Here is a 14,479-nt window from a genome sequence, read left to right on the forward strand (position 1 = left end):
GGGTGACGGAGATCCATCAGTGCTTTGATCTTTGGAAACGCGAGCTTGAAGAGCATCACAAACAAGGACAGGCCTGCAACCCACTGGAAGATGTAGACGCCGAAGTATCGTAGACCGCGCCAGAACGGGTCTTTTGAAACAGGGAAACTGCCTTCGCCGTCATAAAAGAAGGTGGATGCCCAGATATCCAGCCTCGGGAAGATCAGGAAGATTGCTGAGACGACAAGGATATATGTCAGGATTGCCGTGAACGGGCGTTCACCGCAAAAACTAATGATTTTATTTAGGATTGAAGTGTTCGAGCCGTCTTTTGCCACGGGAATTCCTGAGTTCGCTCTTTTGGGTTACAAGGCGGTATACTTGTTTTCGAAGGTTGCGCCAATGTGCTGCCTTGAAATTCCATTGGTGCTCAGCAAGATTACGTCTCGCAGTGCCAAACCCCCATATAGGGGCCTGCGAGATAAATTCAAATTGTTTCCATTGCCGTAGGTTGGGTCTTACCGGTCTATTGGATCAGAAAGAGAATAAATGCCTCGGCTCGCGTTTTATTATGAATTTGCCAGCCCATACTCCTACCTGACCGCAGCACGTATTGAACAGCTTGCGAAAGACAGGGGCATCGATATTGATTGGCGGCCTTTTCTGTTGGGGCCGATCTTCCGGCGTCAGGGGATAGAGAGCTCTCCATTTTTAGAGAACCCGAAGAAGGGGGCTTATATGTGGCGGGATGTTGCGCGTACCGCTGCAAACCTCGGCTTGCCCTGGAAGAAGCCACAGATCTTTCCACAGCACAGTCTGTTTGCCTCTCGTATTGCTTTTGCGGGACGTAAGGAACCGTGGATTGGTGCGTTTACCCGCGCTGTGTTTCACATGGCTTTTGTGCTGGATGAAGATATCTCCAAGCCAGAGCTAATGATTGCCTTGTTGCGTGAGCTGGATCTGGATGCAGATAAGGTCATGCGGCAGGCTGAAACCACTGAGGTCAAGATTGGCTTGCGGGCAGCGGTTGCGGAGGCAGAAGCACTGGGTGTGTTTGGAGCACCAAGCATGATCACCGAAAAGGGCGATCTTTACTGGGGCAACGACCGCCTTGATGAGGCGTTGGATGCCTCCTTTGTACGGATTGGTTAGCTTGCCTTCTGAAGCGTACTTTCCAGAAGGCTATAGAGTGCGGATGGATTGATTGGCTTTTCCAGAATCTGCGTGAAGCCTTGTTTGAAGAGTGCCGGGCGGTCTTCTGGGGCGATGCTTGCTGTGATCGCGAAGCAAGCTTTATCTTTGATATGTCCGTTTGCCTGCATTTGAGTGAGAGTTTCCGAGCCGCTCATTTCCGGCATGTTCAAATCCAGAAAGATCAGATCGGACGGTGCTTCTGACTGCACTGCCAGCGCTTGCTTTCCGCTGTTTGCGATGCGCACTGTCAGGCCAAATGATGAGAAGATTGCTGCCAGCAACTCCCGGTTTGGCTCATTGTCGTCAACCACCAGTACAGAGCCAGAAAGCTTGGAGCGCGTCATATTCTGGGCTGGAGTTGAAAGCTGCTGTGTCTGCTCGATCTCTTGGATTGGCAAAACGAGCTCAAAACAAGCTGCATGCCCGGTGTTGGTGACGAGCCTCAGGTCTCCCTGATGATCGCAGGCAAGGTGCCGTGCACTCCAGAGCCCGAGGCCGTGGCCGTCGGATCTACGTTTTGGCGTTGGGGCGGCGTCCAGATGTGAGGCTTGCTCTGGTGTCAGGCCTGGGCCAGCATCCTTGAGCGTTACCACGATGTTGGGTTGATGGTTTGAGAACTTGATATGTGCGCTTAGCGTGATGGTGCCCGTATTGCTGTACAAAGTAGCATTATCAACCAGGACTGCGAGAATGCGCTGCAGTTCATCTGACTGGGTTTGGTAGGCTGACATCGCTTCTCGTGACCAGCGGTGGGTGAGGGTGTGACCAGAGCTTGCAGCTTGCGGTGAAAACAAATCTGCGATGTAGGTGAGCTGATCCAACAGTGATTTTGCTTGAGGCCCCGCCTTGCTTGTTGCATGGCTATGATGCTCAGCCTGTGTGTTTGCACCCAGGATCGTACCAGTCAGCTCCTCAAGCGAATTGATGGCTATTTGCAGAGTGTTCAGGTGATGTTGCTGCTGATCGCTAAGTGGTTCCTGTGCGATCAGGTCAGAAGCCGTTTTCATAGCAGACAGCGGTGTCTTCAGGTCGTGCACCAGCCTTGCAACATCCTGCTTTGGAGCCGGTTTTGGCGCAGGCATGAGATAACTCCTTGATCAATCCTCGAAGAAGAGCCTAAAACACTGGCAGAAAAAGTTCGCCCAGTTCTGGCAAGGATCCACCGAGATTTTGTTTTTTGCTGCTGCAAGCGCATTTGCTTGCGCTCTGGGAGAGTGCTGTACGGTGGAAAGAGAGCGGACACGGAATGCTGTTTAGTACGCTGCAAGTGGTGTTTCCCATTTTTGCGACAGTGGGTGTGGGCTATGGGTTTGGATATGCCGGACTGCTGAGCAAGCAGGTTGGCGACAACCTCAGTACCTTCTGCATTACCGTGCTTATTCCGGTTCTGATCTTCCGTACTCTGGCGACATCTGATCTTGCCGGGCTGAGCCCATGGGCGCTGTGGGGCACCTACTACACAGCATTGGCAACCAGTGCTGTGCTGGGTGGCTATATGGTGCGCAAGGTGTTCGGACGGGAAGCAAGGGCTGCATGCATTGGTGGATTTTCTGCTGCGTTCTCCAACATGTCGTTGGTCGGTATCCCAGTAATCACCTCAGCATTTGGACAAGAGGCGTTGGTTCCTATCTCGCTGATCATCTCCGTGCATGCGCCGTCCGTAACACTGGTGTTTGTGTTGGCGATGGAGCGGGCGGTGGTGGTGGACGGCTATCAGGAAGCACGGCCTTTCAAAGACGTTATGCATTCGCTGTTCACCACGCTGATCAAGAGCCCGTTGGTCATCGCGATTTTGCTGGGTGTAGGCTGGAACTTCTCGGGCTACGAGTTGCCTGTGTTGCTGGATGGTGTGCTGCATCCTCTGGCAAAAGCTGCCAGCCCGGTTGCGCTGTTCTCTGTTGGTATGACGCTGCTCAACTATGGTGTGCGTGGGAACATTGCCATTGGCAGCGTATTGAGTTTGCTCAAGATTGTACTGATGCCCGCGCTGGTGCTGGCTCTGGGTGCTTATGTCTTCCCGCTCTCGCCGCTTTGGGTGGCGGTGGCGACACTAGCGGCGGCCTGCCCAACCGGTGTTGTGGCTTACCTTTATGCCAGCCAGTTTGGAACCGGGCACGCCATGAGTGCGAACTCCATCAGCCTGACGACCATTTTCTCAATAATCACAATGAGCTTCTGGCTTTGGATCTTAAACTTTCTGGGCTACTAAGAAGGTCTTGCACCCTCTTTCGAGTTTCCCATGATTGTTCAGGTCTTTTTCGTCGTCTTTCCGATCTTTGCTCTTGTTGGCATTGGCTATGTTGTTGCTAATGTTGGATATCTGGATCGCAGTCTTGGCGATATTCTGAGCAAGTTCTGCGTAAACCTTCTCATCCCTATCCTGTTGTTCCGTAGCCTTGGTTCCGCTGACCTGGATGGCATTTCGCCTTGGGGGTATTGGGCGACTTACTACGGTTCCATGATTGTGGTTGCTTTTCTGGGTGGCCTGCTTGTCCGTATTGGGTTTAAGCGGGAAGCACGGGCAGCGGTGATTGCCGGGCTGACGGCGTCTTTCTCCAACACCGTGTTGGTTGGTATTCCGTTGATTGATGCGGTTTATGGAGCTGAAGGGACGCTTTTGATTTCGCTTCTCATTGTGTTCCACGCACCGTTAACCGCGCTGACGTCTTCTGTATTGATGGAGCGTGCGGTGGTGATTGATGGTCATAAGGCGCCGCGCTCTAAGAAAGAGCTTCTGATTGCAGTTGGCAAAGGCTTGTTGGCGAACCCGATCCTGTATGGTGTTGTGGGTGGGCTGCTCTGGAATGTATCAGGTTTGGAAATTCCAAAGTTGGCTGATGACGTTCTGGCTCCACTGGCGAAAGCTGCCTCACCTGTGGCGCTGGTTGCAGTGGGGATGAGCATGGTGAACTACGGTATTCGCGGCAATCTGGCGATTGGTAGCGTGCTGGCGATCATCAAGTCGATCCTGATGCCGTTTGTTGTGTTTGTTGTTGCTGCACACGTGGTGGGCCTACCGTCTGTCTGGGTGGGTGTAGCAACGCTGATCGCAGCGTGCCCGACAGGCGTGTTCTCCTTCATTATGGCCAACCAGTTCGGCACCGGTCATGCCATGTCCACCAACGGTATCGCAATCACCACAGGCATCTCAGTTTTCACCGTAAGCTTCTGGCTCTGGTTCATTCAGGTGCAGGGGTATTGAGCTACAGACCCAACCTCTCTCTGATTTGCTCAGGAGTGACACCACTTGCTCTTAGTTCGCGGAGGGAAGTGTCCTTGGCGGATTTGGCGAGTTTGCGGCCTGTTTTGTCGAGAATGAGGTCGTGATGTTCGTAGTGCGGCTCTGGCACGTCCAGAAGAGTTTGCAGCAGGCGGTGGACGCTGGTGGCGTGGTAGAGGTCTTTGCCGCGCAGAATGTGGGTGATGCCTTGTAGTGCATCATCTACGACTACTGAGAGGTGGTAGCTGGTTGGGGTGTCTTTGCGGGCAAGGACGACATCGCCCCAGGCTGCCGGGTCGGCTTGAATTTTTCCGTGATGTGCTTCGTTCCAAGAGAGAGATGTACCCGCTAGCTCAATGGCTTTGGCCATATTGAGGCGCAGGGCATAGGGCACATCGGAGTTCTGAAGGGCTTTTTGTTCTTGTTCAGAGAGAACGCTGCTGTCTCCGGGGTAAAGTGGGGCGCCGTCAGGGTCTCGTAGCCATGGCGTGTCCGAGGCATCTTGTTCCGAGATGAAGCGCTTGATCTGGGCGCGGGTGAGGTAGGCTTTGTAGACAAGACCCATTGCTTCCAGCTGCGCGAGTGCCTTGGCGTACTCGCTGAAATGCTCTGATTGCCTGCGAATTGGCGTTTCCCAGTGCAGGCCCAGCCATTTCAGGTCTTCCAGCATATCTTCTTGCAGTTGCGGGGTGCAACGGACTGTGTCGATATCTTCGATGCGCAGTAGGAACCTACCGCCGTTTTGCTTTGCAGCTTCATCGTTGAGGATGGCCGAATAGGCATGGCCAAGGTGGAGGTGGCCGTTGGGTGAAGGGGCAAAGCGATAGACAGGCGAGTTCATTTGCGAAATGGTTCTACTTGGAATATGGACAGCTTGTTATTAGAGCATCTTTGCTTGCTTGAGGAGGGGGCGTTGAGACCTATAAATACGCTTGAGGATATTGAGCGGGAGCTCGCGTCTCTTGTACAGTTAGATAAGCGGCTTGTTCGCGTTGCTGATGTTGCAGGTGAGGTGCCTTTGCGCAGGCGCTCAGCTGATTTTGCCGGACTTTGCAATATCGTGGTCGCGCAGTTGCTTTCTGTGGCGGCTGCGGCGAGCATCTGGGCAAGGATGGAGGCACTGGTGGTGCCATTTGAGCCGGATGTGCTGCTTTCCAAAAGCGATGAGAAACTGCTAGGTGTCGGGCTTTCCAATGCCAAGCTACGAACATTGAAGGCCATTGCAGAAGAGCTGAAGGCTGGTTTGTGTTTGAACGAGGCGGTGGACTGGCCGGGTGAGGTGGCACACAAGCGGCTTTGTGAGATTAAGGGCATCGGCCCTTGGTCTGCGGATATCTTTTTGCTGTTCTGTGCTGGGCATCCGGATGTGTTTCCGGTTGGTGATGTGGCTTTGCAGGCGGCTGTGCAGCATGCGTTTGATCTGGAAGAGCGCCCCAAGGGAAAGGTGCTTGCCGAAATTACTGAGGCATGGTCTCCTCATCGTGGAACTGCGGCGCGATTGTTCTGGTCTTATTATCGCGTGATGAAAGAAGGACGCGAGACCCTGCCAGTTTGAAGGGGGCTGAGCCAATCATGAAATGGGGAGCTGCTTGATGGAATCCAAAGGTTTTGTGAGTGCTGTGGACGCACAGATTGAACTGCTTCGCGATGGGAAGCCGCTTGAAGCGTTTGATGCATTCTTTGCGTCCTCTGTGCAGATGTATGCCAATGATGTGCTGTTTGCGGATGGCGCTGCCGAAGGCCGTGCCAAGCAAGAGCCGTTTATTTCTGCAGCGCAATCCATCATTGGCAAGATTGAAGATGTTGTGATTGATGAGGCGCGTGGTTTATGCGTCTTCCGCAATCTCAGCCAGTTTGTGGATGGTGCTGGTGTGTTGCAGCAGATTGACGGTTTGTGCTGGCAGCGCTGGGATGCTGGTAAGATTGTTGAAGAGCGCTATTATGATGGTGAGGTGATGCGCGCTCTTTTGAAGGATGGTCTGCTTCCAGACCTTGCTGGTCATATGACGATGAAAGAGGCTGAATGAGTATGCACGAGCTTGAGTGCATCCGCTTGGAGCCGAGCCATGCACCGGTGCGCAAACTGCTGGTGTTGCTGCATGGGTATGGCGGTGATGCTGGGGACATGGAGCCGACGGCGCGTGCCTTGCGCGACGAGCTGCCAGAGACTGCAGTTGTTTGCCTGAATGGGCCAGAGCCATGCGCACATTGGGTTGAGGGGCGGCAGTGGTTTGCGGCCACTGAGTTTGATGCGCGGGAAATCTGGATTGGTGTGCAGGCCGCTGCGCCGTTGATCAACCGGGTGCTGGATGCCGAGCTGGAGCATTATGGTCTGCTGGAGCGTGACATGGTGCTGGGTGGCTTTTCGCAGGGTGCTATGGTTGCTTTGCATGTGGGGCCTCGGCGTTTTTCTGAGGCGGCAGGCCTGCTGAGTTTCTCCGGTGTTTTGGGTGGACCTGAGCATCTGGTGGAGCAGATGGTGGTGCGGCCTCCAGTGATGCTTCTGCATGGCAGTGAGGATGATGTGGTGGCGGCGGCGTATCTTGGGGCTGCTCAAATGGCGCTGGAGAATGCAGGGTTTGATGTGGAAGCGCATGATCTGGCGGGGCTGGATCACTCCATCAATGGTGAGGCACAGGCATTGGCGCTCCGGTTCCTAAAAGAGCGGTTTGGAATTTCAGCGCCAACCACTATCTAAAGGAAGCACAGGCCGGAGGAGGGGTTATATGTTGCAAAGTAAGCGTGCAAAGCAATTTCAGAGTTTTTTGGATGATCGTGGACTTGGGTTGAAAGTGGTTGAGCTGCCGGAGTCTTCACGTTCTGCTGCAGAGGCTGCGCAGGCGCTGGGCTGCGCTCAGGAACAGATCGTCAAATCCCTTGTCTTTCAGAAGCTGGATACCGAGGAAGCTATTTTGGTGCTGGCGAGCGGGACGAACCGCGTCAACGAAGACGCTATTTCTACAGTTGTTGGTGGGCCGATAGGACGGCCTGATGCCAAGTTCGTCAGAAATGTTACCGGGTTCTCGATTGGCGGTATTCCACCACTGGGACATAAACAGGAGCTGACGGTTTTCGTGGATGAAGATCTGTTGAGCTTTGATGAAGTGTGGGCTGCCGCCGGAACGCCGAGTGCAGTGTTCATGATGCCCGGAAATTTACCGGACATTTTGGGAGACCATCAGGTCATCTGCGTGAAGTAGCAGGCTACATTCTGTCTTCGACTGGCCAATGAACGTAGGCTAGGATCCAGAGGAAGATCAGGTTGACCAGGGGAATGAAAGCCAGAATGGTCCAGATCCTTGAAAAGCCGAGACGGTTCAGGATTCTGGCGATTGGAATGACAACAACCAATATCCAGACGATCATAATGACAACTTGCCAAAGGGCGAAGCCTTCCATCATCATTTCATGATCCATGTAACGACCTCCTGTCCATTTGCTTCAGGACCAACTATCTGTTTGATGGTTACAAAGGTCAAAGAAAATATTTATTGATTACAATTGCTTATGACTAATTCATGGGCGTATTTTTAGGGGAAGAAGGACAGGCCTATTCCTCCAACAAATGAGGGTACGATGAGCACCGCTCTGATTATTATTGATGTCCAGAAATACTTATTTGATGTGGAGCCGCACCCTTTTGAGCGGGATGAAACGATTGTCCGTATCAACAGACTGAGCGCAAAAGCTCGTGAAGCAGGTGTACCAGTTATCGTTGTTCAGCATGAACGTGCAAACCATCAATTGGCTTATGGTTCTGAGGGATGGGAATTGCCGGATGATCTTGTTGTAACGGATAGTGATTTGAAGGTGCGGAAAACTGCACCGGATTCCTTCTACAAAACCAATCTGAAAGAGTTGTTGGATGAGCGCGGCATCACGGATCTGACGATCTGCGGGTTTGCTTCAGAGTTTTGCGTAGATACCACGTTCCGCCGTGCGGCTTCGCTTGGGTTTAACCTGCGGCTGGTGAATGATGCGCACACCACGCACGACAAAGAGCACGCTACTGGACAGCAAATCAGAGCGCATCACAACAACACGCTGATTTATCTTCGTGGGTATGAGGGCAGCATTACCGCCCTTCCAGAGGTTGATGTTGAATTTGCGCAGGCAGTGACGGCTTAACTTTCGCGATCTGCGATGTAACGGGCCAGCGTCTTCAAGGTGTTGGCCTTTGCACCGTATGGCTCCAGCAGTTCATCTGCTTCTGCAATCAAGCGTGAGAGCTCTTGACGGGTGTGGCTTTCACCCAGCAGGCTGACGAGGGTCGCCTTGCCAGCTTCTGCATCTTTGCCCGTTGCCTTGCCAACCACTTCTGCATCGCCAGTCAAGTCCAGCAGGTCATCTGCCAGCTGGAACGCCAGACCGATGATTTCGCCAAAACGGGTGAGACGAGCAATGTCGTCTTCTGTGGCATTTGCGAGCAACGCGCCTGCACGGCATGCATAACGAATGAGGGCGCCGGTCTTCATCGCCTGTAGCTGACGGATCTCAGCTTCTGTTCTGTCGCGATGTTCAGAGGCTAGGTCGAGCATCTGGCCGCCTGCCATACCGCCAATGCCGGATGCGCGGGCAAGCTCCTGAGACAATCGCAGACGAATGGCCGGGTCAGGATGCACCTGCTCATCAGCAATGAAATCAAATGCGATCGTGAGCAGTGCATCGCCTGCAAGGATCGCCGTTGCTTCGTCAAATGCCTTATGGGTTGTTGGACGGCCACGACGCACATCGTCATCATCCATTGCAGGCAGGTCGTCATGGGCGAGGGAGTAGCAGTGAATGCATTCCAGCGCTGATGCGGCTACAAGCGTGCCTTCATCTTCGTGACCGAACAAGCGTGCAGCTTCCACCATCAGAACCGGGCGCAGACGTTTGCCGCCGGACAGCGCTGCATAGTTCATCGCTTCCAACAAGCGTTCAGGGCGGGCCAACTCCTCAGAACGAACTGTCTCCCCTAATAGAGAGGTGAGCTTTTCTTCAAGAGACTGAGCGGTTTCGGTGATGACCGATTTTAAAGCAACAGACACAGAACCCCATCCCAAACGAGCAATTAAAATACAACAGATTTGAAAGTGCTTACCTATTCGACAGATAGCACGTTGATCGTTTGTCCCGAAAACAGCCCAACGTCAAGTGAAATGGCGTGTTACCGTAAGGTTCCTGCGGATTTTCGCCCCGTAAATATTCGGGTGAGATTTCCTGCGGAGTTGCCTTGTGGCTGTTTTTTTCTTTAGGTTAAATCTAAAGTTACCTAAGGTCATATAATAAGAACCTCGCAATAAGGCGCCCTAGTAAGTCAGCTATAAGAGATGATAGGGGGAATAGAAATGCGTGCACTTTCGAAGATTTTGTCGAGTTTTGTCCAGAAAGGGCAACTTGTAATTTTTGACGCCAAAGACAAAAAGCATGTTTTTGGTAGCGATGAAAGCGGCCCCTCCGCTGCATTGCGTTTTCACAGTCAGAAGCTTCCCTATACACTTCTGATTGATCCTGAACTGAAAGCAGCCGAAGCCTATATGGATGGCTTGATCACCATGGAGCCGGGTCACACTTTGAATGATCTGGTTGCTGTGTTTATGGCGAATGACGGCCTGCTTACAGAACATCCTATTCAACGAATTCTAACCTTCATGAAAGACGGGCATACGCGGCGGCGACTTGGCCTGAACCTGAAGAAAAACAAAGCGCAGGTGCGTCATCACTACGATCTGTCGACGGACTTGTATCGGCTGTTTTTGGATGACGGGCTCAATTATAGCTGTGCTTATTACCGGACGCCTGAAGATACGCTTGAAGAAGCCCAGCAGGCGAAGCTGGACCATCTTGTTGCCAAGCTGGACCTGAAGCCAGGCATGTCAGTGCTTGAAATTGGCGGTGGTTGGGGTTCTCTGGCCATTCGCATGGCGCAGACTGGTGCACAGGTGACCTCTCTCAACGTTTCTACCGAGCAGATCAAAATTGCTGAAGAGCGGGTGAAAGCTGCCGGTCTTGAAGGCAAGGTTGATTTTGTCTGTCTGGACTACAACGAGTTTGAAGGTGAGTTTGATCGCGTTGTTTCTGTCGGTATGATGGAGCATGTTGGCCACGGCAATCTGGGTGCTTACTTTGCCAAGGTCAGAGACTGTCTGAAGCAGGATGGTTATGCTGTCATTCACTCGATTGGCCGCAGCGGACCTCCGGGTGTGACAGGTCCATTCCTGAGCAAATACATCTTCCCTGGTGGGTATTGTCCTGCTCTTTCAGAGACTTTTGCCGATATCGAGAAAACGGGTCTTTGGGTCTGTGATAACGAGATCTTACGGCTGCACTACTATTACACCCTGAGAGACTGGCGCCTTAATTTTGAGCGTAACCGGGACAAGATCAAAGAATTGTATGACGAGCGCTTCTGCAAAATGTGGGAGTTCTATCTGTCAGGCTGCGAAATGAACTTCCTGCACGGGCGGCTCATGGTGTTCCAGCTGATCTTGTCTAAAGAACGGGATGCTGTACCGATCATCCGTGACTTCATTGGTGACAATGAGCAGGCGATGATTTCTCATCGTGATGATCGCAGAAAAACGGCATAAACTGCTCTGCGCTAAAGAGAGGACTCCGGAATTAGTTCCGGGGTTTGTTAGGGTGGATCATTGACGCCCAGTGAAATCATTGGCTACTTTCCTGATGTTTTGAATGCATGGGTGAAAGCAGGTCGTTGGTGTTTGATGATATTACATTGCCCTCGCAAAGGCGGCGAGAGGGCATTTTCAATTTTTCCGAACCGGGTAAGTCGACAGCCTATGCCGTTTTGTTTGCGCTGTTGCTTGGTCAGTTTGCAGCGCATCGGTTTTATCTGCGTAAGCTCGGCAGTGCTGTTGTCATCAACTGCCTGAATATTACAGCAGTTTTGATCCTGATCCCGTTGCTCATGGGATTGGAGGGGCATAATTTGATTGCTGATCTGACGACAGGCGAGTGGATCGGCTTCGGTGTTGCCATCGGTATGGCGATGATCGCGAACATCTGGGTGCTTATCGATCTGATCGTGCTGATTGTATTGCTCGTTCGCGAGAGTTTTTAGGGCAGAGTGTTGCTAAGGCTTGATCCTTTCAAGTTTGCCTAGGATGAATTCATAGCCCCTAGTTAGATGCCTTAAATATCGGGAGGTGTCTTGATCGATAATGCGTGTCAGCCTCTGAGTGTGATTGAAGCTCACCGGAGGTCGTAGTTATGAGCGATCAAACCGCCAATTCTTCTGGTAACAGAGGTTTCTTTTATCTCAAGAACCCGCACAAATCTGCTGTGGTGACAGTGATCCTGTCGCTCTTTCTGGGCGGCTTGGGGCTGCATCGGTTTTATCTTGGTAAACCGCTGAGTGGAGCGGTGATGCTCGTTCTTTCTTTGGTCACGGGTTTTCTGATTGTGAGCGGTCTGAACCGGATGGAGACACTGGACCCCAACGGGATGCTGGTTGTTGTCAGTGGAGCCTTGGGGTTAGGAATGATTGTTTCCGCGTGGGCGCTGGTTGATTTGCTGATCATCCTTGTGGGGGTGTTCAATACGCCTTCCATCCCTGATGAGGTTCGCTAAAGCAGCCCGCATTTAAGTTGAAACACCTGAGCTGCTTTAGCCTTTGTTTTTGCGTATCTTTATCCGAAAACCGGTTTCCACTTTTCGGAGATACGCTGTAGGCTCATGACAAAGAAAAAGCCGAAGCTGGGGGGCTTCGGCTTAGCTCTTGGAGCCAGTTTAGGTATCGCCTGTTATTCGGGGCACGAATAATCCTGGGAGGGGATTAAACAGGGCGAAACCCTATAGAGAGGCGCTTGTGGTTATTCAGCTGCTTCCAATTCCAGTTCTGATGCTTCAAGGGCGACAGCAGCAGATTGGATGATTGATGCGAAACGAACAGCTGTTTGCACCATCTCGGCAGTTACTCCAGCTTTGCGCAGGATAGCTTCGTGGCTATCAATGCACATGCCACAGCCGTTGATGGCGGAGACAGCAAGCGACCACAATTCAAAATCGACTTTGTCTACGCCCGGCTTGCCAATCACGTTCATGCGCAATTTGGCAGGCATAGTTCCGTACTGCTCATTTGAGGAGAGGTGTACGAAGCGGTAGTAGATGTTGTTCATGCTCATGATTGATACAGCAGCTTTGGCGGCGCTCATCGCTTCTGCGGACAGGTGCGGAGCAGCTTCTGCAATCAGGGCCTTCTTCACGTCTGCATTGCGGGTGGCGATGGCGCAAGCGACGATCAGGCCGTATTTCTGTTGAGCAGTCAGAGATTCATCAGTTCCCATAGAGCCAAGATTCAAACGAACGTCCTTAGCAAAGTCACCAAGGCGGGATTTCAAGGAATCGATGGACATGATGTTTCTCCTAATGATTTTGGCAATGGGCCACGTGCAAAGTGATGGTTTTTAGTTTTTGGTGCGCAAACTCTTCCGAAACCTGATTTTTATTGTTTTCGGAAGTACGCTAAAAAGACCGGAGCCTGCGATTTTTCGCTTTATGTGCTCCGGTCCTGATTGTTCCAGACTTAGAGCTTGATGCCTTCATGTGCATTCAGACATCGAGCTCTAAGTCTTTGTTTTTTGTCGTATTCTTACCCGAAAACCGGAACCACTTTTCGGGAATACGCATTAAGCTGCGATTACGTCGCCGCCAACTTCACGGTTACATGGGCAGAGTTCGTCGGTCTGCAGAGCGTCGAGAACACGCAGGGTGTCTTTCGGGTTACGGCCAACGTTCAGGTTGGTTGCGTAGATGTGCTGGATGGTGTTTTCGTTGTCGACAACGAAGGTGTAGCGGTATGCAACGCCGTCTGGGGAACGAACGCCGAGGCCGTCGATCAAGGAGCCGTTGGTGTCAGCGAATGCCCAGATTGGCAGCTTGTCGAGGTCTGCGTGGTCACGGCGCCATGCCAGCTTACAGAATTCGTTGTCGGAAGAACCACCGAGTACAACTGCGTCACGGTCTTCAAACTCACTTGCAAGGCGAGCGAATTCAGCGATTTCGGTTGGGCATACGAAAGTGAAGTCTTTTGGGTAGAAGAAGATTACTTTCCACTTACCTTCGAAGCTTTTTTCAGTGATTGCTTCAAATGCGCTTTCGCCGTTTTCTTCGTGGTTGTTGAAACCAGGCTTTACGCCAACTACTTCAAATTCTGGAAGCTTTTCGCCGATACCGAGCATGGTACTCTCCTAAATATAGAATGACGCCAGAGCGCGTCGATTAGTGATTCTCATGAAGACTTGGAAAATACGTCTTCGTTGGGGTCTTTATGCAACTCTTGATTTGATCGGTCAAAACGATAATAACGAAGAAGTCCATCGATTTTTTCGATGGGCATGCTAAGTTGTCTCGAGATTGGCCAAATTCCGCCAAAACTTAGAGAAATTCTAATCTATGAGCTTTGATCTGTGTCATCTGGTCGCACAATGTTACCCACATTAAAACAGCTTCAGTACTTCAAATCGCTGGCCAAACACCTGTCTTTTTCGAAGGCGGCAGAGGCTTGTTTCATCACACAATCAACGCTTTCTGCCTCGATCAAGCAGTTGGAAGGCATACTTGGATGTGAGCTGCTGGACCGCTCTGGTCGCACGCTCGTTCTGACTGAAGCGGGAGAGAAGGTGCTTGAGAGGGCATCCTTGCTGTTGCGTGATGCGGAGGACCTTGTGCAGGGGGCTCGTGCGCAGAACAAGCCGTTGTGTGGTCGGTTCCGGTTGGGGGTGATCCCGTCTGTCGCTCCGTTTCTGCTGCCGCGCTTTCTGCCTCAGCTCAGAGAGCTTTATCCTGAGCTGCAATTGTTCCTTCGTGAGGATCTGTCGCGCAATCTGATGATTGCTTTGCGGGAAGGGCGCATTGATGCGGCACTGATGGCGCTGCCCTATGACACGACGGGGTTTGAATCTGCCGAGATTGGGAGCGATGATTTTTATCTGGCCGTGCCGAGCGTACACGCGCTGGCGGGCGCCCATGAAGTGATGATGGAAGATCTGGCAGATGAGGTGTTGTTGCTGTTGGAAGATGGCCACTGTTTGCGAAACCATGTGCTTGCCGCAACGGGAGGGCGCATGCTGACGGCAAATGAAG

Annotated in this window: 18 protein-coding genes and 1 pseudogene; 12 read left to right on the forward strand and 7 right to left on the reverse strand. The window is 52.1% G+C overall.

Annotation, left to right across the window (positions count from 1 at the left end):
• Positions 1–317 (reverse strand): annotated as a pseudogene (locus tag PPL9_RS33550) (PAP2 family protein); the annotation flags it as partial.
• A gap of 211 nt (positions 318–528) precedes the next feature.
• Here PPL9_RS33550 and PPL9_RS21785 point away from each other — a divergent pair.
• Positions 529–1,131 carry a 2-hydroxychromene-2-carboxylate isomerase gene (locus tag PPL9_RS21785; protein ID WP_057464688.1) on the forward strand — a complete coding sequence of 201 codons (603 nt, stop codon included), beginning with the start codon at positions 529–531 and terminating at the stop codon, positions 1,129–1,131.
• On the opposite strand, the gene PPL9_RS21790 is transcribed toward PPL9_RS21785, so the two are convergent.
• Complete coding sequence (locus tag PPL9_RS21790; RefSeq protein ID WP_057464689.1) at positions 1,128–2,255, reverse strand: hybrid sensor histidine kinase/response regulator; 1,128 nt, start codon at positions 2,253–2,255, stop codon at positions 1,128–1,130. The two genes, PPL9_RS21785 and PPL9_RS21790, sit on opposite strands and share 4 nt — an antisense overlap.
• Positions 2,256–2,419: 164 nt before the next feature.
• On the opposite strand from PPL9_RS21790, the gene PPL9_RS21795 reads away from it, so the two are divergent.
• Both PPL9_RS21795 and PPL9_RS21800 read left to right on the forward strand, forming a co-directional pair.
• On the forward strand, positions 2,420–3,382 hold the full coding sequence (locus PPL9_RS21795) for an AEC family transporter (protein ID WP_057464690.1): 963 nt from the start codon (positions 2,420–2,422) through the stop codon (positions 3,380–3,382).
• Between the two features lie 30 nt (positions 3,383–3,412).
• A complete protein-coding gene (locus PPL9_RS21800; protein ID WP_057464691.1) occupies positions 3,413–4,375 on the forward strand; it encodes an AEC family transporter in 963 nt (320 codons plus the stop codon).
• 1 nt (position 4,376) lies between these two features.
• Here PPL9_RS21800 and gluQRS read toward each other — a convergent pair whose 3' ends face one another.
• Positions 4,377–5,234, reverse strand: coding sequence for a tRNA glutamyl-Q(34) synthetase GluQRS (gene gluQRS, locus PPL9_RS21805; protein ID WP_057464692.1), 858 nt, complete (start codon positions 5,232–5,234; stop codon positions 4,377–4,379).
• Positions 5,235–5,306: 72 nt separating this feature from the next.
• Between gluQRS and PPL9_RS21810 the strand changes: the two genes are divergently transcribed.
• The 4 genes from PPL9_RS21810 to PPL9_RS21825 are packed head-to-tail and all read left to right on the forward strand — an operon-like array spanning position 5,307 to position 7,593.
• Positions 5,307–5,948 (forward strand): DNA-3-methyladenine glycosylase, encoded by a 642-nt coding sequence (locus PPL9_RS21810; RefSeq protein WP_057464693.1) that lies wholly within the window; start codon positions 5,307–5,309, stop codon positions 5,946–5,948.
• Positions 5,949–5,985: 37 nt separating this feature from the next.
• On the forward strand, positions 5,986–6,420 hold the full coding sequence (locus tag PPL9_RS21815; RefSeq protein ID WP_057464694.1) for a hypothetical protein: 435 nt from the start codon (positions 5,986–5,988) through the stop codon (positions 6,418–6,420).
• On the forward strand, positions 6,417–7,091 hold the full coding sequence (locus PPL9_RS21820) for a phospholipase (RefSeq protein ID WP_208989538.1): 675 nt from the start codon (positions 6,417–6,419) through the stop codon (positions 7,089–7,091). The genes PPL9_RS21815 and PPL9_RS21820 overlap by 4 nt, the downstream gene beginning before the upstream one ends.
• Positions 7,092–7,119: 28 nt before the next feature.
• Positions 7,120–7,593 (forward strand): YbaK/EbsC family protein, encoded by a 474-nt coding sequence (locus PPL9_RS21825; RefSeq protein ID WP_057464695.1) that lies wholly within the window; start codon positions 7,120–7,122, stop codon positions 7,591–7,593.
• Positions 7,594–7,597: 4 nt separating this feature from the next.
• Here the strand turns inward: PPL9_RS21825 and PPL9_RS21830 are convergent, their stop codons facing one another.
• Complete coding sequence (locus PPL9_RS21830; RefSeq protein ID WP_057464696.1) at positions 7,598–7,810, reverse strand: hypothetical protein; 213 nt, start codon at positions 7,808–7,810, stop codon at positions 7,598–7,600.
• Positions 7,811–7,969: 159 nt separating this feature from the next.
• Between PPL9_RS21830 and PPL9_RS21835 the strand changes: the two genes are divergently transcribed.
• On the forward strand, positions 7,970–8,521 hold the full coding sequence (locus PPL9_RS21835) for a cysteine hydrolase family protein (protein WP_057464697.1): 552 nt from the start codon (positions 7,970–7,972) through the stop codon (positions 8,519–8,521).
• On the opposite strand, the gene PPL9_RS21840 is transcribed toward PPL9_RS21835, so the two are convergent.
• Positions 8,518–9,399: a polyprenyl synthetase family protein gene (locus PPL9_RS21840; protein WP_244273437.1), complete on the reverse strand. Its 882-nt coding sequence runs from the start codon at positions 9,397–9,399 to the stop codon at positions 8,518–8,520. The genes PPL9_RS21835 and PPL9_RS21840 overlap by 4 nt on opposite strands.
• Before the next feature lie 324 nt (positions 9,400–9,723).
• Here PPL9_RS21840 and PPL9_RS21845 point away from each other — a divergent pair, with 324 nt between their 5' ends.
• The 3 genes from PPL9_RS21845 to PPL9_RS21855 all read left to right on the forward strand — a co-directional run bounded on the left by PPL9_RS21845 (position 9,724) and on the right by PPL9_RS21855 (position 11,965).
• The gene (locus tag PPL9_RS21845) at positions 9,724–10,965 is read left to right on the forward strand and encodes a cyclopropane-fatty-acyl-phospholipid synthase family protein (RefSeq protein ID WP_057464699.1); all 1,242 of its coding nucleotides are present in this window, start codon (positions 9,724–9,726) and stop codon (positions 10,963–10,965) included.
• 128 nt (positions 10,966–11,093) lie between these two features.
• Positions 11,094–11,456 (forward strand): NINE protein, encoded by a 363-nt coding sequence (locus tag PPL9_RS21850; protein ID WP_208989539.1) that lies wholly within the window; start codon positions 11,094–11,096, stop codon positions 11,454–11,456.
• Positions 11,457–11,605: 149 nt separating this feature from the next.
• Positions 11,606–11,965: an NINE protein gene (locus tag PPL9_RS21855; protein ID WP_057464701.1), complete on the forward strand. Its 360-nt coding sequence runs from the start codon at positions 11,606–11,608 to the stop codon at positions 11,963–11,965.
• Positions 11,966–12,207: 242 nt separating this feature from the next.
• Here PPL9_RS21855 and PPL9_RS21860 read toward each other — a convergent pair whose 3' ends face one another.
• Positions 12,208–12,750, reverse strand: a complete 543-nt coding sequence (locus tag PPL9_RS21860) for a carboxymuconolactone decarboxylase family protein (RefSeq protein WP_057464702.1) — start codon at positions 12,748–12,750, stop codon at positions 12,208–12,210.
• Positions 12,751–13,023: 273 nt separating this feature from the next.
• Positions 13,024–13,575 (reverse strand): peroxiredoxin, encoded by a 552-nt coding sequence (locus PPL9_RS21865; RefSeq protein WP_057464703.1) that lies wholly within the window; start codon positions 13,573–13,575, stop codon positions 13,024–13,026.
• A 246-nt stretch (positions 13,576–13,821) separates the two neighbouring features.
• Between PPL9_RS21865 and PPL9_RS21870 the strand changes: the two genes are divergently transcribed.
• Positions 13,822–14,479: LysR substrate-binding domain-containing protein (locus PPL9_RS21870; RefSeq protein ID WP_057464704.1), on the forward strand; the 658-nt coding region annotated here is incomplete at its 3' end.

Origin of the sequence: Pseudovibrio sp. POLY-S9 (assembly GCF_001431305.1) — a bacterium.
In the GTDB taxonomy this organism is placed as follows: Bacteria; Pseudomonadota; Alphaproteobacteria; order Rhizobiales; family Stappiaceae; genus Pseudovibrio.